We start from the raw sequence: 20,279 nt of genomic DNA, 5'->3' as shown, positions 1-20,279 counted from the left end.
AAGGCTACTGGCCCGGCCATCTTGGCTTCGAAACCTGATTTGACGACTATGAGGACACCTATGCCCACTCCAGACCTTTCTTTTGCTGACCGTGAACGCTCACTCGATGCCGGTGGCGACACTATTGATATCGACGACGCCTTGGCTCACCAAGCCGTCGATGCGGATGATCGCGATGCCGATCAAATCGATGATGCTATCGACACCGACGAAGACTTCGACTCCAACACCGACGAGGAAGAAGACGGCGACGAAGACATCGATACCGATGAAGACTTCGACAGTGACACCGACGAGGACGACGACAGCGACGCTGGCGAAGATGACGTCGTGACCTTTGGCAGCCTTGGCCTACCTCAAGACGTACTTGATGCCATCACCGCTATGGGCTTTGTCACGCCCACTCCCATCCAGGCAGAATCAATCCCTGCACTACTTGAAAAGCGCGATGTCGTCGGTATTGCCCAAACAGGCACGGGCAAAACAGCCGCCTTCGGTTTGCCTCTGATCTCACTTGTCGACGCAAAAGAAAAATCAGTTCAGGCGCTGGTCCTTGCACCCACGCGTGAACTTGCCATGCAAAGCGCACAAGCCATCGACAATTTCGCTGCAAAGACCCGAGGTTTAGACGTTGTTGCCGTATATGGTGGCTCAGCCTACGGTCCTCAAATTGGTGCCCTTAAACGTGGGGCACAGGTCGTTGTGGGCACACCTGGCCGCATTATCGACCTCATCGAAAAGGGTGCCCTTGACCTATCGGGTGTGCGGATGTTGGTCCTTGACGAGGCTGACGAAATGCTTCGGATGGGCTTTGCGGAAGACGTCGAAACGATCGCCGAGTCAGTACCCACCGACCGTCTCACCGCACTGTTTTCTGCGACGATGCCCGCCGCAATCGAACGGGTTGCCGCCACGCACCTGACCAATCCTCTCCGCATCGCGGTGTCTGAAGAATCGTCGACGGTTGACACCATTTACCAGACATACGCGGTCGTGCCCTATAAACACAAGATTGGCGCGCTTGCTCGCGTACTGGCAACGCGTGCGCAACATGTCACACAAGACTCAGATGCTGCCATCGTTTTTGTCCGTACACGCCTCGACGTTGAAGAAATATCGCTTGAACTTGCCGGACGCGGATTTAGGGCCGCGGGTATCAGTGGTGACGTTGCGCAGACAGAACGTGAACGTATGGTGGATCGCCTGAAGAAGGGCGCACTTGACGTTCTTGTGGCTACCGACGTTGCGGCACGTGGTCTTGACGTTGAACGTATCGGGCTTGTCATTAACTTCGATGTCCCACGCGAACCAGAGGCGTATGTTCACCGCATTGGGCGTACTGGGCGAGCTGGGCGAGCAGGGCGTTCCCTCACCTTCTTCACGCCTCGTGAACATTCCCGTCTACGGCGCATTGAGAAACTTACCGGAACACCTATGGAAGAGGTGGCGATACCTTCTCCGGCAGCGGTATCGGAATTCCGTGCTCGACGTACCTTGGACGCTCTGAACCAACGTATTGAACGTGGACGCCTTGACCTGTATTACACCCTGTTGGATGAAATGCATGACACCACCGAGCTTGACGTATCCGATATTGCGGCTGCGTTGCTCGCTCAGGCCGTCGGCGATGAAGGACCCGAGCGGCGCATTGAAAAAGATCGACGAGGCGACGGCAAGATTCGCCGCGAGGAAGAGCTTGACGAATCAGGCGAGTTCCTTGGCGCAAGTTTTGAGGTGGGGCGCGACAAAGATCGCCCCCTCAAGGGTGGAAAAGATGGTGCGCGTCGACGCGGTGGCGGACGTCATTTCGCTGGCCAAGGACGCCGTTACCGGGTTGAAGTGGGTAAGAAAGACCGCGTGAAACCCGGAGCTATCGTTGGTGCGATCACTGGTGAAGGCGGCTTAGCCGGATCCGATATTGGCAATATCGAAATCTTCCCCACCTTCTCGCTGGTCGAAATTAGCGGCGATATTTCGCCCACCGCAATGGGTAAGATCGCAAAAGCACGCGTCTCTGGTCGTGCGCTGCGTATCCGTGAAGACGAAGGGCCAGGTGCTGGCCGTGCCTTTGGTGAGGGCCGAGGCGGACGCCGCTCAGAACGTGACGAATATAGCACGCGTTCGTTTGACAAAAAAGGTCGAGGTGATCGTCGCTTTGGAGGATCACGCGGTCACTGACATGTGGACAGCGGTAGTTGATACGCGTGGGTGTGAGCTAGTCTGAGATATGCAATAGTCCTTTAACGCTCGTCCAGTGAGGCGAGGAAGGAGAGATGGCCTTGGCCGCTGCATATCCAGATGCCGCTCCAGACGGCAAAGAAGTCCTTGGAGCGGAAGATATTTCCCGTTCCCTTACCCGTATCGCCTACGAGATCATTGAAAAGAACCGAGGCGGTGACTTGGTTATCGCGGGTATCCCCACGGGCGGTGCCCATCTGGCTCGTCGCCTCGTTGCTCGACTCAAAGACCTTGCCGGTATTCACGCCGATTTGGCCATTATCGACACGACAATGTTCCGTGACGATTTGGCCACACAGCCGCTGCGTACCCCAAAGGAAAGCCACATTCCCGCAAGTGGCATCGAGGCGCGCACGGTGGTTCTCGTTGACGACGTGCTGTACACAGGACGCACCATTAAAGCAGCCCTTGACGCCCTGTCTAGTATCGGGCGCCCCGCCGCCGTACAACTGGCAGTCCTCGTTGACCGAGGACACCGCGAACTGCCCATCCGACCGGATTACGTGGGAAAGAACCTGCCCACAGCACGCTCAGAAACTGTCACCATTTTGCTTGACGAGGCGTGTGGACGTGACGCCGTTATCTTGGGAAAGAAGGGCTGAACGATGAGTCTTGATCATCTTATTTCGATCCGTGACCTGACCTACCGCGAAGCTGTTCTGATCCTTGACACTGCCGAACAAATGGCAGCCACTCAGTCGCGACGCGTGAAGAAACTTCCCACCCTGCACGGCAAGACAGTTGTCAACCTCTTCTTCGAAGATTCCACTCGGACGCGCTTGTCCTTTGAGGCCGCTGCGAAACGTCTGAGCGCTGACGTCATTAATTTTTCTGCCAAAGGTTCAAGCCTGTCGAAAGGCGAGTCCCTTAAAGACACTGCACTGACGCTACAAGCAATGGGCGCAGACGCGGTGATCGTGCGTCATTCCTCCTCCGGCGCTGCCCACCGCCTCGCCCATGCAGGATGGATGGACCTGCCGGTCCTCAATGCCGGAGACGGCACACACCAACACCCAACCCAGGCGCTCCTAGATGCGATGACATTGCGGCGCCACTTCAACCGGGAAGTTGCTGACCCGCAGGTAGCGCCGCTAGCTCCTGGCACCGATCTTAAAGGCGCCAAAGTTGTGATCGTCGGCGACGTCCTTCACAGCCGTGTTGCTCGTTCAAATGTTGACCTTCTCAGCTTGCTCGGTGCTGAAGTCACCTTGGTCGCACCGCCGACACTGCTGCCTGTTGGCATTGAAGGGTGGAATTGCGCCGTTGACTATGACCTTGACCGCGCCATCGACAGCGAACCTGATGCCATCATGATGTTGCGCGTACAACGTGAACGTATGAGCGGCCAAGGCGGTGGTTTCTTCCCGTCACCTGGCGAGTATCACTCAGTTTATGGACTCGACAGCCAACGTTTCGACCGGCTCCCATCCCACTGCATTGTCATGCACCCCGGTCCGATGAACCGCGGCCTGGAAATCTGCGCACAAGCAGCAGACTCTGAACGCTCCGTGATCGTTGAACAAGTTGCCAACGGTGTCTCCGTCCGTATGGCCGCCCTGTATTTGCTGCTTGCCCCGGAAGGAAATACCCGTGACTGAGACACAACGTCAAGACATACTGCTGACCGCTGCCGATATCCTCGGTCAAGGGCGCAGCGATATCCTGCTCCGTGATGGCGTTATTGCCGCCATCGGTGACGACGCACGTCATCTTGCAACGGACCCACGCACAATCGATGCCGACGGCCTTATTGCGTTGCCCGGCCTCGTTGATCTGCATACCCACTTGCGCGAACCCGGCCAAGAAGACGCCGAAACCGTATATACGGGCACACGAGCCGCAGCGGTAGGTGGATACACTGCCGTCCACGCTATGGCGAATACCACCCCAGTGGCTGACACCGCGTCAGTGGTGGAACAGGTATGGGAATTAGGGCGCAAAGCAGGATGGGTTGACGTGCGACCGGTTGGTGCCGTCACCGTCGGACTCGAAGGTAAACGCCTGTCTGCCATGGGTGCAATGGCACAATCGCGTGCAGGTGTGCGCGTCTTTTCTGATGACGGTAAATGCGTATTTGATCCGGTGCTCATGCGACGCGCCCTTGAATACGTCAAAGCTTTTGACGGTGTGGTCGCACAGCATGCACAAGACCCACAACTGACCGACGGTGCACAGATGAACGAATCGCCCTTATCAGGCGAATTGGGTCTTGCTGGATGGCCAGCGGTTGCCGAAGAAGCCATCATCGCCCGCGACGTACTGTTGGCAAAGCACGTGGGCTCACGGCTCCACGTGTGCCACCTGTCAACGGCAGGTTCAGTAGAAATTATCCGCTGGGCCAAACGTATGGGCGTTCAAGTCACCGCAGAAGTCACCCCGCATCACCTATACCTCACCGAAGAACTGGCAGCCACCTACGATCCGCTGTACAAGGTGAATCCGCCACTGCGTAGCGCGGAAGATGTTGAAGCGGTACGCGCAGGCCTGGCCGATGGCACCATCGATATCGTTGGTACTGACCACGCTCCACACCCACTGGAAGACAAAGACTGCGAGTGGCAAGCCGGCGCCTTCGGTATGACAGGCCTGGAAACCGCACTGCCAGTTGTTGTTGCCACCATGGTGGAAAGCGGGCGCATGACGTGGGCGGATGTGGCAAGGGTAATGTCAACAGCACCTGCACGCATTGGTCGCGTCACCGCACAAGGCCAAGGCATCGCAAAAGGTGCCCCCGCCAATATCACCCTTGTTGACCCAACGGTGCGCCGCCTCGTCGATCCCCATGCCCAGTGGACCCGGTCGACAAATAGCCCCTTCGCTGGGCATGAACTGCCCAGTCAGGTGCTCTACACCATCTATCAGGGTGCGATCACGGTCGATGGCGGCCAACCTATTGCAAAGGAAAACCGATGAGTGTCAGTGCACTTCTTGTCCTTGAAGATGGCGCCGTATTTCGCGGACGCGCTTGGGGGGCGAGAGGGCGGACCCTCGGGGAACTAGTCTTTGCCACCGGTATGACGGGTTATCAGGAGACCCTGACGGACCCGTCATACCACCGGCAGATCGTTGTGATGACCGCGCCACATATTGGCAATACCGGTGTCAACGACGAAGACCCTGAATCGGCACGCATGTGGGTCGCGGGCTACGTGGTCCGCGACCCCGCGCGGCGCCCATCTAATTGGCGCAGTACCCGCAGCCTGGAAGAAGAACTCATCGACCAGCACATCGTGGGAATAGCGGAGGTCGATACGCGTGCCATCACCCGCCATATTCGCTCTCACGGCGCCATGAAGGCAGGTATTTTCTCTGGTGATGCACTTCCAGCTGGCGCAGAAAACCTCACCGAGCACGTGAAAGATGCGCTGGTAAGAATTGTCGTCGAACAACCCACAATGTCCGGGGCAGCACTTGCCCACGAGGTGTCGACGCAGGAAAGCTACGTCTACGAGCCTGCGGGAGCCTGGGAAGGACGCGACCCGTTGGCCACCGTCGTGGCGGTTGATCTGGGCATCAAATCGCGCACACCAGAACACCTCGCTGAACGTGGCGCGCGCGTACTTATCGTGCCCAATACGATTACCTTCGCCGAAATCCTTGCGCTTGAACCAGACGGCGTATTCTTCTCGAACGGACCCGGAGACCCGTCAACGGCCGACAACGAAATCGAATTGCTCCGCGCAATCTTGGATGAGCGGATCCCATTTTTCGGCATTTGTTTCGGACACCAGCTTCTGGGACGGGCATTGGGATACGGAACCTACAAGCTGCCCTTCGGACATCGCGGTGTTAACCAGCCGGTGAAAGAATTGGCGACAGGCCGCGTAGAAATCACATCACAAAACCACGGTTTCGCTGTTGATGCGCCCGTCGAAGCTCCCTCGGTTGCCCCATACGACAATGGGCGCTACGGCATGGTGGAGGTCACGCACGTGTGCCTCAATGATGGCGTCGTCGAAGGACTACGGACACTGGACCGGCCTGCATTTTCCGTCCAATACCACCCTGAAGCCGCGGCAGGCCCCCATGACGGTGAACATCTCTTTGACCGTTTTATTGCCGCGATGACTGCACACAAGGAAGCGAAGTAATGCCCCGCCGCTCAGATCTTCACTCGGTCCTCGTTATCGGCTCGGGCCCCATCGTTATTGGGCAAGCCTGCGAATTTGACTATTCGGGTACCCAAGCGTGCCGGGTCCTCAAAGAAGAAGGCCTCCGCGTCATCCTGGTGAACTCAAATCCCGCAACGATTATGACCGACCCGGGGATGGCTGATGCCACCTATGTTGAGCCCATTACCACCGAGGTGCTCACCAGCATTATTGACAAGGAACGGCCCGACGCAATCCTGCCAACTTTGGGTGGGCAAACCGCACTGAATGCCGCAATTGCTCTTCACGAACAAGGTGTCCTCGCGCGATATAACGTTGAGTTAATTGGCGCGTCAATTGATGCCATCCGTGCCGGGGAAGACCGTGACATCTTCAAACGCGTCGTTGAACGCTGTGGCGGCGAAGTAGCACGCTCCCGTATCGCCCACACAATGGACGAATGCTTTGCGGCAGCTGAAGAATTGGGCTATCCGCTTGTTGTACGCCCTTCCTTCACCATGGGTGGACTCGGTTCTGGTTTTGCCTACACACCTGAGGATCTTAAACGTATCGCAGGGCAAGGTTTAGCTGCCTCCATCACTACTGAGGTGCTCCTGGAAGAATCCATCCTGGGGTGGAAAGAATTTGAACTCGAATTGATGCGCGATACCGCTGACAACGTGGTGGTTGTGTGTTCGATTGAGAATGTCGACCCTGTTGGGGTACACACTGGTGATTCCATTACGGTGGCGCCAGCACTGACGCTGACGGACCGTGAGCTGCAAAACCTGCGCAATATTGGTATCGCAGTGATTAGAGAAGTGGGCGTCGATACGGGTGGCTGTAATATCCAATTCGCTATCCACCCACAAACGGGACGCGTGATCGTCATCGAAATGAATCCGCGTGTCTCGCGTTCCTCGGCCTTGGCATCAAAGGCTACCGGCTTTCCCATCGCAAAAATTGCGGCGAGGCTAGCCGCTGGCTACACCCTTGATGAAATACCCAATGACATCACTGGTTCAACACCCGCATCCTTCGAACCGACGTTGGACTACGTCGTCGTGAAGGTTCCGCGTTTTACCTTCGAGAAATTCCCTGAAGCGGATCCGACCCTCACGACCTCCATGAAAGCCGTGGGGGAGGCGATGGCTATTGGCCGTAACTATGCTGAAGCACTACAAAAAGCGTTGCGTTCAATCGACAAAGGTGGTGTGCAATTCCACTGGAATGGGCCAGCACCCAGCGGCGACGAAACTGCGGCACTGGTCAAGGCGGCCGCAATACCCACAGAAGGGCGCCTCGTCCAAGTGCAGCAAGCCATCCGCGGCGGTGCCACCATCGAGGACTTGTACGCTGCCACAGGCATCGACCCGTGGTTCCTTGACCAAATGGTGCTGTTGGACGAAATTGCTCATGAAATAGCGACCGCACCAGCGTTGGGTCGAGACCTGCTATTCCGCGCGAAACGACATGGCTTTTCTGACCAGCAGATTGGGCATCTGCGCGGGTTGAGTGAAACGACTGTGCGTGAGGTGCGTTCAGCTTTCAATGTCCGTCCCGTATATAAAACGGTTGACACCTGCGCTGCTCAATTTGCTGCCAACACGCCGTACCACTACTCCTCGTATGACGAGGAAACGGAAATCATGCCACGCCAACGTCCCGCCGTTATTATCCTTGGCGCCGGCCCCAACCGTATTGGACAGGGGATTGAGTTCGACTATTCCTGTGTTCACGCCACGATGGCGCTGCGCGAGGAATACGACACGGTGATGGTGAACTGTAATCCAGAGACCGTGTCTACTGACTACGACATTTCTGACCGCCTATATTTTGAACCACTGACGCTAGAGGACGTCCTTGAGGTCTATCGGGCTGAGTCTGCGGCCGGCGAAGTAAAAGGCATGATTGTGCAACTGGGCGGTCAAACACCTCTGTCGCTTGCTGAAGATTTAGCTGCCGCTGGGGTGCCAATCCTGGGGACAAGCCCGCAGTCCATTGCCATGGCAGAAGATCGCGAGGCCTTCGGGAAGGTACTTGCCGCCACGAATTGTCCCTCTCCTGCGCATGATGTGGCGCATACACCCAGCCAAGTGTTGGCGGTCGCTGAAGAAGTGGGTTATCCGGTGCTGGTACGTCCCTCCTTCGTCTTAGGTGGGCGCGGTATGGAGGTCGTCAACGATCCTGCCGCTTTGCGTCGCTACCTTCAACGGCCAGATTTAGCTGATCTCTTTGAACGCGGTCCCCTACTTATTGACCGCTTCCTTGACGCCGCCGTGGAAATCGACGTTGATGCGCTTTATGACGGTACCGACCTCTTTATGGGTGCGGTGATGGAACATATTGAAGAAGCCGGGGTACACTCTGGTGACTCAGCGTGTGTTTTGCCACCGATGACGCTGTCAGAACGCGAAATGCAGCGCATCACTGAATCCACGCAGGAGATTGCCCACGGTGTTGGCGTGCGTGGCCTCATTAATATTCAGTTCGCTTTGCTGTCGGACACGTTGTACGTCATTGAGGCGAATCCGCGGGCCTCACGTACCGTGCCGTTTGCGTCAAAAGCAACGGGTGTTCCGTTGGCGAAGGCGGCGTCACTGATCCAGGTGGGTCATTCGATTGCGTCGCTTCGCGAGGCGGGGGTACTTCCGGCGACTGATGCGCGGTATCTGCCCCTTGATGGCTCTATCGCAGTGAAGGAAGCGGTGCTGCCCTTTAGGCGTTTTAGGCGCGCTGATGGGTCGGTGGTGGACACGATTTTGGGACCTGAAATGCGGTCCACTGGTGAAGTAATGGGTATCGACCAGCACTTCCCGGCGGCATTTGCGAAATCGCAGTCTGCAGCATTTTCTGAGTTGCCAACTGAAGGTAACGTCTTTATTTCCATTGCGGATGCTGATAAACGGGCAATCGTATTTCCTGTGATGCGGATGCAGGAACTGGGTTTCACGATTATGGCGACCCAGGGCACGGCATCGGTGTTGCGGCGCAATGGGATCGAGGCGCAGGTTGTGCGTAAATCCTCAGATGGCCGTGGCCCTAATGGCGAGCGGACCGTTGTGGATCTGATTAATGACGGGGTGATTGACATCATTGTCAATACGCCGCAGACGTCGTCTGATCGTCATGATGGGTACCAGATTCGTACGGCCGCGACATCGAATGACCGAACGATTATTACGACGTTGCAGGCGTTTAATGCGGTGGTGCAGGCAATTGAGGTGCGCCTCAAAGGTCCCTACCGTGTGCGTTCACTGCAAGAGTGGGATGCGGCCCGAAAGGTAATACGATGACGACGCCCTTTGGTGACCGGCTTGCGCAGGCAATGGCGGATCACGGTCCAGTATGTGTCGGTATTGACCCGCACCCCACGTTATTAGATGCGTGGAATTTGCCGCGTAGTGCTGATGGTGTGCGGCGCTTTGGCCTGCGCCTCGTTGAGGCTTTAGGTGGTCGGATTGGAGCCTGTAAGCCGCAGGCGGCGTTCTTTGAAGAATACGGCAGCGGGGGAGTGGCTGCCCTCGAAGAGGTTATCGCAGCATGTCGCGCGACTGACACGCTGTGTATTGTCGATGCTAAGCGCGGCGATATTGGTTCGACGATGGCAGGCTACGCGCGTGCCTACCTTGATACGGACTCGGCTTTATCGGGGGATGCGGTGACTTTGTCACCGTATCTGGGAGTGGGATCGCTTGCGCCTGCATTTGAGGCTGCCGCAGCGAACGGTAAAGGTATTTTTGTCCTTGCTCTTACGTCGAATCCTGAAGGGGCACGTGTCCAACATGCGCGTATGGCAGACGGTACGTCGGTGGCGCAAGGTGTGATTGAGGCTGTGCAGGACGCCAACCAAGCATGTGATTATCGTCACATGGGTTCATTTGGTCTCGTTGTCGGCGCCACGATTGGCGATGCGCCACAACAACTGGGGATTAGCTTCAACACTTTCAATGGCCCCATACTTGCGCCAGGCGTAGGTGCACAAGGCGCAGGAAATACAGAGGTCACAAAGGTTTTTCGTGAAAGTGTGCCGAAAGTTTTGGCATCAAGCTCACGTGTGATCCTTCAAGCCGGCCCAAGTATTGATGGGCTGCGGCGCGCATACCGACAATGTGTCGACGAAATTGTCCGATGAAAGATATTTGAAGAAAACGGCGTGATTTCGCCACAAAATGCCGAAAATAGTGGCATCCTGAAACTTGTAGGAATCACTGCTACTCAGGAGGCTCTAATGGCCCTGCCCGACCTCACCCCCGAACAACGTGCAGAAGCGCTCGCGAAGGCTACGGCCGCACGGCGTCGCAGGGCGGAGGTAAAGACCGCTCTGAAGAGCCGTAAGATTACCTTCTCTGAGGTCCTTGCCCTTGCTGAAAAGGAAGAGGCAATTGCCAAGATGAAAGTAGTCGCACTGCTCGAGTCACTGCCGCGTGTCGGTGTCAACACTGCCGCTCAAATCATGAACGAAGTGGGCATCGCCGCCTCACGTCGCGTTCGTGGCCTGGGCCAGGTGCAACGCCAGGAACTCACCAAGCGTTTCGGCTAGGGGTGCTAAGGTGAGAAAATGAGGTTATGGATTCACCGACCCTCGTTGTTCTCGCCGGTCCCACTGCTGTTGGTAAAGGCACGGTTGTCCGTGCACTCCTTCAGCATCATCCACAGGTAGTGCTGTCCGTCTCGGCTACCACCCGGGCCCCGCGCCCGGGTGAAGTCGACGGAACGCACTACCATTTTCTTAGCCCCCAGGCATTTGACGAGCTTATCGCCACAGGAGGCATGTTGGAATGGGCGCTCGTGCACGGCCGGCACAAATACGGGACACCGCGCGAGCCTGTGGAACGTGCCCTCAACGAAGGGCGCCCCGTTCTTTTAGAAATCGACCTCGCAGGTGCGCGGCAAGTACGCAAATCTTTCCCTGATGCCCTTTTCGTCTTTCTTGCGCCACCGTCGTGGGAAGAACTTGAGCGTCGCCTCATTGGACGTGGTACAGAAGATGCCGCGGAGCGGGAGCGGCGCCTGGAGACAGCGAAGACCGAAATGGCAGCAAAAGACGAATTTGACGTCATTGTGATCAATGACGACCTTGACCAGGCAGTGTCGAAACTGGCTGAGTTGATGGGCCTAAGCTAGACTCTATAGCCGTGGCTTATTGTCCCCACAGGGATAATAGATAAATCAGGAGGAGCCAAATGTCTGGAATCGTCGCGCAGCCCGTGGGTATTACCTCCCCGCCGATCGATGACCTACTTGAGCATGTCGACTCAAAATATGCCCTTGTCATCTTCGCTGCCCGCCGTGCCCGCCAGATCAACTCATATAACCAACAGCTTGAACAAAATATGATTCAATTCGTTGGTCCTGTTGTTGACAGTGAACCGGGTGAAAAGCCTCTGGCTATTGCATTGCGCGAAATCAACGAGGGTCTGCTCACCCTTGACACCCAAGCGCGCGCCTGAAAGTAAGTGACCGCCAATGCCCGCAACCGTCGTTCTTGGAGTCGGTGCGGGCATTGCTGCATATAAGGCCGCTTATCTTCTGCGGGACCTGAGCAAACGCGGTTTTGACGTTCATGTTGTTCCGACGCCAGCCTCCCTTGCCTTCGTTGGTACCGCAACCTGGCAAGCATTAAGTCAACACCCGGTACATACAGGTGTTTTTGACACGGGTGACGCTGACCATGTAGAGCTCGCACGCAGAGCTGATCTTATTGTTATTTCCCCAGCCACCGCAGACCTGATCGCTCGCCTACGTATCGGCGCGGCAGATGATCTGCTCACTACAACCGTCCTAGCCTCCTCCTGTCCTGTCCTGCTCGCACCAGCAATGCACACCGCGATGTGGGCAAACCCCGCGACCCAGGACAATATCAAACAGCTTCGTCAACGTGGCATCCACATCCTTGACCCTGAAGTAGGTGCATTAGGGTCAGGTGATGTAGGCAAAGGCCGGATGGTCGAACCTCACGTCATCGCCGAGGCCGCTGCCAGTATCCTCAAATGCAGCCACGTTTCGCCAAACGACGGGTCACAGGGGTTTGATGTATCAACGCCACGTCTTGGTGCACCGTTGGACGGGCAACGTCTACTTGTTACCGCCGGTGGCACTCGTGAAGCCATCGACCCTGTGCGCTTCATTGGCAATACATCCAGCGGACGGCAAGGTTGTGCCATCGCGCAGGCTGGCCTTGAGATGGGTGCCTCCGTCACATTGATCACAGCAAATATTTCACCTGCGTTACTACCAGTACCGCAGGAGCGCCTGACGATCATCGAAGCAGTAACGGCAGCCGACGTTGAACGGGAAACACTGTCTCGCTTAGACGGCCATGACGTACTCATCATGGCAGCAGCGGTAGCCGATTTTCGGCCTAGCGTCGTGGCCGCCTCGAAAATCAAAAAAGACCCCGCCACCCTTGATGCGCCTACCATCGTCCTTGAACGCACCACCGACATCCTTGCTGCAGCGACAACCCACCCGCACCGACCACCGGTAATTGTTGGTTTTGCAGCCGAAACCGGTGATGCGGAGACGGTCCGCGCGCTTGGCGCCGACAAAGCCCGACGCAAAGGTGCTGACCTACTGGCGGTCAATCGTGTCGGCGACGGACATGGCTTCGGTGACGTGCCTAATTCGGTGGATTTGCTAAACGCGCAAGGAGAATACGTCGACCACATTGAAGGTGAGAAAGAACTCGTGGCCCGCGCGCTCCTTGAACACGTCGCTACATTGCTGGGTACCATAGCAAGGTGAAGGAACGACTTAAACTCTTTACCTCAGAATCGGTCACCGAAGGACACCCCGATAAGGTCTGTGATCAGATTTCTGACGCGATACTTGACGCACTGCTTCGCAGCGATCCACACGCACGTGTAGCAGTGGAAACAATGGCAACAACAGGTTTAGTTCATGTGGCAGGCGAAGTCACAACGGACGCCTATGTGGAAATCCCCCAAATTGTGCGCGAAACAGTCACAGGTATCGGGTATACGTCCTCAGATATTGGCTTTGATGGTCACTCCTGCGGGGTGTCGGTATCTATCGGACAGCAAAGTCCAGATATTGCAGGCGGCGTCGATCGGGCACTTGAAGCACGTGAAGACCATAGTGTGGATCCACGAGACCTGCAAGGGGCAGGCGACCAAGGGCTGATGTTCGGCTATGCCTGTGACGAAACACCTGACCTGATGCCAGCACCGATATGGCTGTCCCACAGACTTGCACGGCGCCTAGCTGAGGTACGCCGTAGCGGTGAGGTCGAGGGATTGAGGCCCGACGGAAAAACCCAGGTGACCCTTGGCTACGATCACAGTGGGCCGGTGAGTGTCGATACGCTGGTCGTATCAACACAACACGATGAATCGGTGACGCAGGCCGCCCTTGATGATGCGATACGCCGCCACGTCATCGACCCGGTATTTGCCGAATGTGGGCTTGACCTCGATCGACGCGATACCACCGTACTGATCAATCCCTCAGGTCGTTTCGTCATCGGTGGCCCCGCTGGCGATGCCGGCCTGACCGGTCGCAAAATCATCGTTGACACCTATGGCGGTATGGCACGGCATGGTGGAGGCGCGTTTTCAGGGAAAGACCCGTCAAAGGTTGACCGCTCGGCTGCCTATGCGGCACGGTGGGTAGCGAAGAATATCGTTGCTGCGGGCCTTGCGCGCCGCTGCGAAATACAAGTTGCCTACGCGATTGGGCGTGCACAGCCTGTCGGGCTCTATGTCGATACCTTCGGTACAGGGCTCGTAGATGATGCCGATATCAGTCGCGCGGTGCGCGCTGTATTTGACCTACGTCCAGCCGCGATGATCCAGGCGTTGGATTTATTGCGCCCCACCTACCGGGCTACGGCCGCATACGGGCATTTCGGGCGCAGCGAATTTACGTGGGAGGCAACCAACCGCGTGGAGGAATTGAAGGGTGCATTGTGAGCACTGAGCAAATCGACGATCAGTCCTATCGCAGGTGGCAGCGGCGTACTGCCATCGAAATGGCCATCTCTGGTCTGATTGGCCTATACGCCTCATTCGTCCTGTCGATAGAGGCGTGGATACTTGCTGGGGACGCGAATGCCTCATTTAACTGCGACGTATCCTCAGTGCTGTCATGCTCAGCGGTGGCACGGTCGTGGCAGGCAACACTGCTCGGTTTCCCCAATGCCTTCCTTGGTATCCTCTTCGAAACCGTGGTGCTGGCCGTGTCATTTGCCCTTATCGGCTCTGTTCGCTTCCCTCGATGGTACATGCTGTGTGTCCAAGCGCTTTACACGATTGGTCTGGCTTTTGCCCTATGGCTTTTTAGCCAGTCGTATTTTGTACTGCATGTCCTGTGTCCGTGGTGTCTCCTCGTCACAATCACGACAACCTTGGTGTGGGCGGGACTGACGCGTATCAATATTCGATCCGGCGTTATTCCCGCTCCCGAGGCGGTGCGCAGCGTGGTGCGTAGTGGCGCGGACTGGGCAATTACCGGCCTGGTGATCTTCGGCATTGCAGCGATGGTTGTCGCCCGCTATGGTATGGACCTCTTTGGCTAAGCCTCACGTGACGCAGATATTGGTGATGCGTGTTCCAATAGAGCTATGACGAATGCGCAAGACACGCTTCCTGGCATGACACCTCCGGGTGCTGCTGAGGTTGAGGTTGCGCGCGTCATCGTGTTAACAGATCTGCCTCATCTTGACCATCCGCTTGATTACTACGTACCCGATGATCTCCTTGACCAGGCGGTCGTTGGAGCGGGAGTCACCGTCACAGTGGGCGGGCGCCGAAGTAATGGGTGGATCGTTGAACGCGCGCGCCAGGTGCCATCGGTGTCGCGACTACAGCCACTGCTCAGAGTGACCACACGTATACCGGTGCTTACTGATGCGTTACTTCGCGTGGCCCGCATTATTGCAGACAAACATGTGGCAACGCTGTCACAAACACTGAGTATTGCCGTGCCCGCCATACATGTCGCTGCAGAAAAGGACGTGTATGCCCAGCACGCAACGGCCCTACCTGAGCCGCAACCATTTAATGCGGATGTCTGGCACGGTTTTCCTGGGGGCGATGCCTTGGCGGCGCATCTACACAATGCAGGTAACCCCCGTGCGGTGTGGACTGCACTGCGGCCACGACGTGATGCACAGTTGGTGGCCTTGATTGGTGCCACTATTGCCTCTGGGCGGCGCGCCATCGTTGTTACCCCCACGCAGCGCGATGCTGAAGCACTACATGCAGTGATCGCAGACCACTTCAGTGCCGTTGCGCTGTACACTGGCCAACTCTCACCGGCTGAACGTTACGCCACCTATCTGCGGGCAAAGCGCGGAGACTTCCATGTACTCGTGGGGACGCGTTCAAGCGTGTGGTGTCAAGTCCCGCAACTGGGACTCATCATCGTGTGGGATGACGCTGACGATCACTTGCGTGAGCGACGTCATCCTTGCACGGATGCACTTGAGGTGGCCGTGACACGCTCACACACACAAGGATGTGCCCTCGTTGTAGGGGCGTGGAGCCGTTCAACCCGTGCACAGGCACTCATCCGTTCAGGCTGGGCACACCAGGTCGAATCTGATCTTGCGACACGCCGCGCCCTCAATGCCCGCGTGCGTGTTCAGGACTATGCCGATATTGAACGGGAAGGTCCTGCTGCACACCTACGTCTGTCGCCGCTGGTGACACGCACCATCAAAGCTGGCCTCGCTCACGGGCCGGTACTGGTACACGTACCTTTTGCCGGATACGTTGGGGCGCTTGTGTGCCAACGGTGTCGCCAAGGCGTACGCTGCCCGCATTGCACAGGGCCACTGACGCTCACCAGCGCATCATGCGCGGTATGCACGTGGTGTGCCCGCAGTGCCGACGCATGGCGTTGCCCTCAATGTCACTCCAGCCAGTGGGTCCACATTCGTGTGGGTTCACAACGCACAGGTGAAGAGCTGGGCAAAGCATTCCCCGGTGTTCCGCTTTCGGTCTCCTCCGCCAGCCATGAGATCACACGAACCATTGACGCACGTCCACGTCTGGTCGTGGCGACGCCTGGCGCCGAACCGCAAGCGACGGACGGTTATGCGGCAGTAGTAATTTTGGATGCGCCAGCTATTGCAGGTCGAAGCGAGTTATGGGCACCTGAAGAGGCCGTCCGCCGCTGGGCACACGCCCTGTCCCTCGCCCGCCCGCAAGCGCCAGCCCTCATTGCTGGGGGCGTCGATTCAGTCCTTGCGCAAACGCTGATCCGCGGTGACTATACCGGTTTTGCGCAGCGGGCGTTGGACGAACGCGAAAGCCTGCAGTATTTTCCTGCTGCAACGATCGTCGCCATCGACGGTGCGAATGCTGATGTCCTCGCCGTCGTCACTGAAGCGCACGGCGAATTACTGGGTACCGTTAACCGTGACGACACCGGTGTGCGTAGCCTCATCCGTTTTTCTAAAGATGAGGCTGCTGCAGGACTCGCTCGACTAAAAGCTATTCAGCAGCGCCGCGCCGCCCGTAAACTCACGCTGGTGAAAATCACGGTGAATCCACCGGAACTCTTCTAGCTACACACCGATAGACTTAAGATCGTGCGTATTATCTTTGCTGGAACCCCCCATGCTGCTGTTCCCACGTTGCAGCGCCTCGTCAATTCACCGCATGACGTCTGTGCTGTGATCACTCGTCCTCCTGCACGCAGCGGCAGAGGCAGAGGAATGCACCCGTCTCCGGTAGCTCAATGCGCCACCGAATTGGGGCTGAATGTAATGGAAGCGGCCTCCCTGAAAGGCGATGATGTCGCACAGTATGTGCACGCGCTCCACGCTGATCTCGGTGTTGTCGTTGCCTACGGCGGCCTCGTACCTGCCGCAGTTCTTGACATGCCGCGCCACGGGTGGATTAACCTGCATTTTTCTGATTTGCCCAGGTGGCGTGGGGCCGCGCCAGTTCAGTGGGCAATTCGTGCTGGCGATACGACAACTGCGAGCTGTGTCTTCCAACTCGAAGAAACCCTTGATACCGGAGACGTGTATTCACGCGTCACGGTGGATATCGCCGACCAAAACGCGGGCGAATTGTTGGAATCTATGGCTAACAGTGGGGCAGAGCAGCTCCTTGAGGTAGTCAATACCATCGAAAACGGGACGGCAATCGCTGTGCCACAAACATCACAGGGCGTGACCGTTGCCCGAATGCTCACTCACGCTGATGGTTTCGTCGATTTTGCTGCCGATGCTGCAACAACAGAACGCATTATCCGATCGGTCACGCCCAATCCTGGTGCGTGGACACTGCTGCCTGATGGCCGCCGCATGAAGATCGCGCAGGTGACGCCTACCAGTTCCACTTCGCTGGGCCCAGGTCGTCTCGTGGTGACGAAAAATAGCGTGGAGGTTGGGTGCAGCGACACCTGCCTACGTTTGGATACGGTCGCGCCGGCTGGTAAAGGGTGGATGGACGGCGCAGCCTGGGCTCGAGGCGCACGTCCCACCGCTGATTTCGCCCTTGGGCGCGCAAAGGAGGCCTAATGTCGACCAAACGATACGCCGACGGGTATCGGCGCCGCCAAAATGTTGACCCTGCACGCCAGCTCGCCTACGAGGTCCTTCATCAGGTCAATGTTGACGGCGCATTTGCCAATATTGCCTTACCTCAGGCCCTACGAGAGGCACGGCTGGATCAGCGTGACGCCGCCTTCGCCTCGGAACTGGTATACGGTACGCTGCGCTGGAGCGGCTACCTTGACTGGGTGCTTGGTCGGCATATGGCGCGGCAACTAGCCGACGTGGATCCACGTGTGGCCACCTTGCTGCGGATGGGCAGCTACCAGCTACTTTTTATGCGCGTACCTCAGCACGCTGCGGTAGCGACCACTGTTGACCTTGCACGCGAAGTGACCACCGACGGCCCAGCAAAATTTTGCAATGCTGTCCTTCGCTCGATCACCCGCGAAGATCCACAGGTCAGAGACGAAGCTATTGCAGCGATTGAAGTTCCTGAAGAACGCCTCGCCATCCAATATTCCCACCCACAGTGGATGGTGGCCGCATTTGACCAGGCTCTTCGCGCACACTCCAAGGCGGGCGACGAAATTGAGGAGCTGTTGGCCGCCGACAATGAGGCGCCGCTGGTGACCCTGGTGGCACGTCCTGGCCTGATGACACCTGAAGAACTTGCCGACGAAGCTGAAGACTACCTTGGTACGCGCGTGGCACCTGGCGCGTTAAGCGACTACGCGGTGCTCATTGAATCTGGCGACCCCGCGCGCCTGCCGTCGATACGCAGCGGGTATGCAGGTGCGCAGGATGAAGGGAGTCAACTGGCCGCCATTATCGCAGCTGAGGCACCAGTGGACGGTAAAGACAACGCGTGGCTGGATCTTTGCGCAGGACCAGGCGGAAAAACAGCGTTACTCGGCGCGATTGGTGCGATACGAGGCGCCACCATCCTAGCCAACGAGGTGCACCCACATCGCGCCCGCCTCGTCGAACGTAGCTGCCGCGTACTGGACAATGTCGATGTTATCTGTGGCGATGGGCGCACCCTTGGGGGTGTTGGTACCAAATGGCCGTTGGAATCATTTGACCGTATCCTTGTTGACGCCCCCTGCAGTGGCATGGGGTCTATGCGTCGACGCCCAGAATCGCGCTGGCGACGCAGCGAAGCGGACCTTGAAGCATTGCTGATATTGCAGAAAGAACTATTAGCCCGTGCCGTGCAGCTTCTACGACCAGGTGGCTGCCTCACCTATGTCACCTGCTCACCACACGTCGCGGAAACTATCGATCAAGTGCGCATACTCCTTGATGGTGGCGCCGTCGAATTACTGGATACGGCTGCTGTGGCCTGTCGCGTCGCACCTGAGCCTTTAGAGGGTATCGGTGAAAGCGGGATCGGCATACAACTGTGGCAGCATCGTCATGGCAGTGACCTGATGTATATCGCTGCGATGCGTAAACGCTAAGTGCCACGGGGCGAACGACCCGCATTGGTACACAGTAAACCGGTAACCTTGACCTATGAGCGCAATTATTTCACCGTCAATTCTCAACTGCGATATTGGTAACCTCCGCGGTGAATTGGAACGGATCGGCAACGCCGATATCGCCCACGTGGACGTGATGGATAACCACTTCGTTCCCAACCTATCGTGGGGACTCCCGGTTGTAGAAGCGGTCGTCAAATCCGGGATCCTCCCAGTTGACGCACACCTGATGATTGAAGATCCTGACCGGTGGGCACCACAATACGCAGAGGCGGGGTGTGAATCCGTGACCTTCCACGCTGAAGCTGTGACGGCGCCGCTGCGTTTAGCGCGTGAACTTCACCGTCTTGGCGCACGTGCGGGTTTAGCGTTGCGTCCCGCTACGGATATTGCTCCTTTTGTGGATATCCTCCACGAATTCGACATGATCCTCATTATGACAGTGGAACCAGGCTTTGGCGGGCAGTCATTTATCGACTCAATGATGCCGAAAGTGCGCCGTACACGCGAAGCGATCCGCAGCGCGAACCTGCCAGTGACCATTCAGGTTGACGGCGGCATTTCGCGTGCCACGATCGAAATGGCAGCTGAGGCTGGTGCAGATAACTTCGTGGCTGGCTCAGCGGTCTTCACCGCCGATAATGCCTGGGACGAAGTTGAATTATTGCGGGAACTTGCAGCGCATCACTGCCATTAACGCACGCAGATTTGTCGCTGACAACTATCGGTAGATACCGGCGTAGTCACGACGCACGCATATCACCTCCGTGGTATTCAACTTTCCTCCTTCTCGCCGCCGTGGCACAATGGGGGAGTGCTCCGGGGTCGGTGTAAGTCCGAACCGGCGGTGAAAGTCCGCGACCCGCTCAAACAAGCGGTTGAGCCGGTGAAATTCCGGCACCGACGGTGAAAGTCCGGATGGGAGGAGCAATAACGGGTGACCTGTGTCTATGGGCAGGTCTACCGTTGTTTAGCGCCCCGGATGCCGGAGAGGAC

Annotated in this window: 17 protein-coding genes and 1 riboswitch; all 17 genes read left to right on the top strand. The window is 57.2% G+C overall.

The window, feature by feature from the left end; all coding sequences use genetic code 11:
- The first annotated feature begins 60 nt into the window (after positions 1-60).
- Entirely contained in the window at positions 61-2,178 is a 2,118-nt protein-coding gene (locus tag G438_RS11660; protein ID WP_240471052.1) for a DEAD/DEAH box helicase, read from the top strand.
- Positions 2,179-2,273: 95 nt separating this feature from the next.
- On the top strand, positions 2,274-2,840 hold the full coding sequence (gene pyrR, locus G438_RS0109335) for a bifunctional pyr operon transcriptional regulator/uracil phosphoribosyltransferase PyrR (protein ID WP_131245879.1): 567 nt from the start codon (positions 2,274-2,276) through the stop codon (positions 2,838-2,840).
- 3 nt (positions 2,841-2,843) lie between these two features.
- Positions 2,844-3,836, top strand: coding sequence for an aspartate carbamoyltransferase catalytic subunit (locus G438_RS0109330; protein ID WP_026461085.1), 993 nt, complete (start codon positions 2,844-2,846; stop codon positions 3,834-3,836).
- Entirely contained in the window at positions 3,829-5,151 is a 1,323-nt protein-coding gene (locus tag G438_RS0109325) for a dihydroorotase (RefSeq protein ID WP_026461084.1), read from the top strand. Before G438_RS0109330 ends, G438_RS0109325 begins: the two co-directional genes overlap by 8 nt.
- Positions 5,148-6,329: a glutamine-hydrolyzing carbamoyl-phosphate synthase small subunit gene (gene carA, locus G438_RS0109320; protein WP_026461083.1), complete on the top strand. Its 1,182-nt coding sequence runs from the start codon at positions 5,148-5,150 to the stop codon at positions 6,327-6,329. The genes G438_RS0109325 and carA overlap by 4 nt, the downstream gene beginning before the upstream one ends.
- A complete protein-coding gene (carB, locus tag G438_RS0109315) occupies positions 6,329-9,625 on the top strand; it encodes a carbamoyl-phosphate synthase large subunit (protein ID WP_026461082.1) in 3,297 nt (1,098 codons plus the stop codon). Before carA ends, carB begins: the two co-directional genes overlap by 1 nt.
- A complete protein-coding gene (gene pyrF / locus G438_RS0109310; protein WP_026461081.1) occupies positions 9,622-10,464 on the top strand; it encodes an orotidine-5'-phosphate decarboxylase in 843 nt (280 codons plus the stop codon). The genes carB and pyrF overlap by 4 nt, the downstream gene beginning before the upstream one ends.
- 96 nt (positions 10,465-10,560) lie before the next feature.
- Positions 10,561-10,872: an integration host factor, actinobacterial type gene (gene mihF, locus G438_RS0109305; protein ID WP_026461080.1), complete on the top strand. Its 312-nt coding sequence runs from the start codon at positions 10,561-10,563 to the stop codon at positions 10,870-10,872.
- 26 nt (positions 10,873-10,898) lie between these two features.
- Positions 10,899-11,456, top strand: coding sequence for a guanylate kinase (gmk, locus tag G438_RS0109300; RefSeq protein WP_026461079.1), 558 nt, complete (start codon positions 10,899-10,901; stop codon positions 11,454-11,456).
- Between the two features lie 59 nt (positions 11,457-11,515).
- Positions 11,516-11,782: a DNA-directed RNA polymerase subunit omega gene (gene rpoZ, locus G438_RS0109295; RefSeq protein WP_026461078.1), complete on the top strand. Its 267-nt coding sequence runs from the start codon at positions 11,516-11,518 to the stop codon at positions 11,780-11,782.
- Positions 11,783-11,798: 16 nt separating this feature from the next.
- Positions 11,799-13,076 carry a bifunctional phosphopantothenoylcysteine decarboxylase/phosphopantothenate--cysteine ligase CoaBC gene (coaBC, locus tag G438_RS0109290; RefSeq protein ID WP_026461077.1) on the top strand — a complete coding sequence of 426 codons (1,278 nt, stop codon included), beginning with the start codon at positions 11,799-11,801 and terminating at the stop codon, positions 13,074-13,076.
- A complete protein-coding gene (gene metK, locus G438_RS0109285; RefSeq protein WP_026461076.1) occupies positions 13,073-14,263 on the top strand; it encodes a methionine adenosyltransferase in 1,191 nt (396 codons plus the stop codon). The genes coaBC and metK overlap by 4 nt, the downstream gene beginning before the upstream one ends.
- 59 nt (positions 14,264-14,322) lie before the next feature.
- Positions 14,323-14,868: a vitamin K epoxide reductase family protein gene (locus tag G438_RS0109280; RefSeq protein ID WP_084403251.1), complete on the top strand. Its 546-nt coding sequence runs from the start codon at positions 14,323-14,325 to the stop codon at positions 14,866-14,868.
- A 45-nt stretch (positions 14,869-14,913) separates the two neighbouring features.
- Entirely contained in the window at positions 14,914-16,863 is a 1,950-nt protein-coding gene (locus G438_RS0109275; protein ID WP_026461074.1) for a primosomal protein N' family DNA-binding protein, read from the top strand.
- 24 nt (positions 16,864-16,887) lie between these two features.
- Positions 16,888-17,826 (top strand): methionyl-tRNA formyltransferase, encoded by a 939-nt coding sequence (gene fmt / locus G438_RS0109270; protein ID WP_026461073.1) that lies wholly within the window; start codon positions 16,888-16,890, stop codon positions 17,824-17,826.
- Entirely contained in the window at positions 17,826-19,262 is a 1,437-nt protein-coding gene (locus G438_RS0109265; RefSeq protein ID WP_026461072.1) for a transcription antitermination factor NusB, read from the top strand. Before fmt ends, G438_RS0109265 begins: the two co-directional genes overlap by 1 nt.
- 55 nt (positions 19,263-19,317) lie before the next feature.
- On the top strand, positions 19,318-19,980 hold the full coding sequence (rpe, locus tag G438_RS0109260) for a ribulose-phosphate 3-epimerase (protein WP_026461071.1): 663 nt from the start codon (positions 19,318-19,320) through the stop codon (positions 19,978-19,980).
- A gap of 114 nt (positions 19,981-20,094) precedes the next feature.
- Positions 20,095-20,217: riboswitch (FMN riboswitch) on the top strand.
- Positions 20,218-20,279: the final 62 nt, after the last annotated feature.

Origin of the sequence: Schaalia suimastitidis DSM 15538, from assembly GCF_000429105.1 — a bacterium.
GTDB lineage: Bacteria > Actinomycetota > Actinomycetes > Actinomycetales > Actinomycetaceae > Pauljensenia > Pauljensenia suimastitidis.
Note: the sequence above shows the minus strand (reverse complement) of the source record. Positions and strands in the feature narration are given on the sequence as shown.

What these genes read in the sequence shown, in the direction of transcription:
- G438_RS11660 (WP_240471052.1), top strand. Translation starts at nt 61, where the DNA reads ATGCCCACTCCAGACCTTTCTTTTGCTGACCGTGAACGCTCACTCGAT.
- pyrR (WP_131245879.1), top strand. Translation starts at nt 2,274, where the DNA reads ATGGCCTTGGCCGCTGCATATCCAGATGCCGCTCCAGACGGCAAAGAA.
- G438_RS0109330 (WP_026461085.1), top strand. Translation starts at nt 2,844, where the DNA reads ATGAGTCTTGATCATCTTATTTCGATCCGTGACCTGACCTACCGCGAA.
- carA (WP_026461083.1), top strand. Translation starts at nt 5,148, where the DNA reads ATGAGTGTCAGTGCACTTCTTGTCCTTGAAGATGGCGCCGTATTTCGC.
- carB (WP_026461082.1), top strand. Translation starts at nt 6,329, where the DNA reads ATGCCCCGCCGCTCAGATCTTCACTCGGTCCTCGTTATCGGCTCGGGC.
- pyrF (WP_026461081.1), top strand. Translation starts at nt 9,622, where the DNA reads ATGACGACGCCCTTTGGTGACCGGCTTGCGCAGGCAATGGCGGATCAC.
- mihF (WP_026461080.1), top strand. Translation starts at nt 10,561, where the DNA reads ATGGCCCTGCCCGACCTCACCCCCGAACAACGTGCAGAAGCGCTCGCG.
- gmk (WP_026461079.1), top strand. Translation starts at nt 10,899, where the DNA reads ATGGATTCACCGACCCTCGTTGTTCTCGCCGGTCCCACTGCTGTTGGT.
- rpoZ (WP_026461078.1), top strand. Translation starts at nt 11,516, where the DNA reads ATGTCTGGAATCGTCGCGCAGCCCGTGGGTATTACCTCCCCGCCGATC.
- coaBC (WP_026461077.1), top strand. Translation starts at nt 11,799, where the DNA reads ATGCCCGCAACCGTCGTTCTTGGAGTCGGTGCGGGCATTGCTGCATAT.
- G438_RS0109280 (WP_084403251.1), top strand. Translation starts at nt 14,323, where the DNA reads ATGGCCATCTCTGGTCTGATTGGCCTATACGCCTCATTCGTCCTGTCG.
- G438_RS0109275 (WP_026461074.1), top strand. Translation starts at nt 14,914, where the DNA reads ATGACGAATGCGCAAGACACGCTTCCTGGCATGACACCTCCGGGTGCT.
- G438_RS0109265 (WP_026461072.1), top strand. Translation starts at nt 17,826, where the DNA reads ATGTCGACCAAACGATACGCCGACGGGTATCGGCGCCGCCAAAATGTT.
- rpe (WP_026461071.1), top strand. Translation starts at nt 19,318, where the DNA reads ATGAGCGCAATTATTTCACCGTCAATTCTCAACTGCGATATTGGTAAC.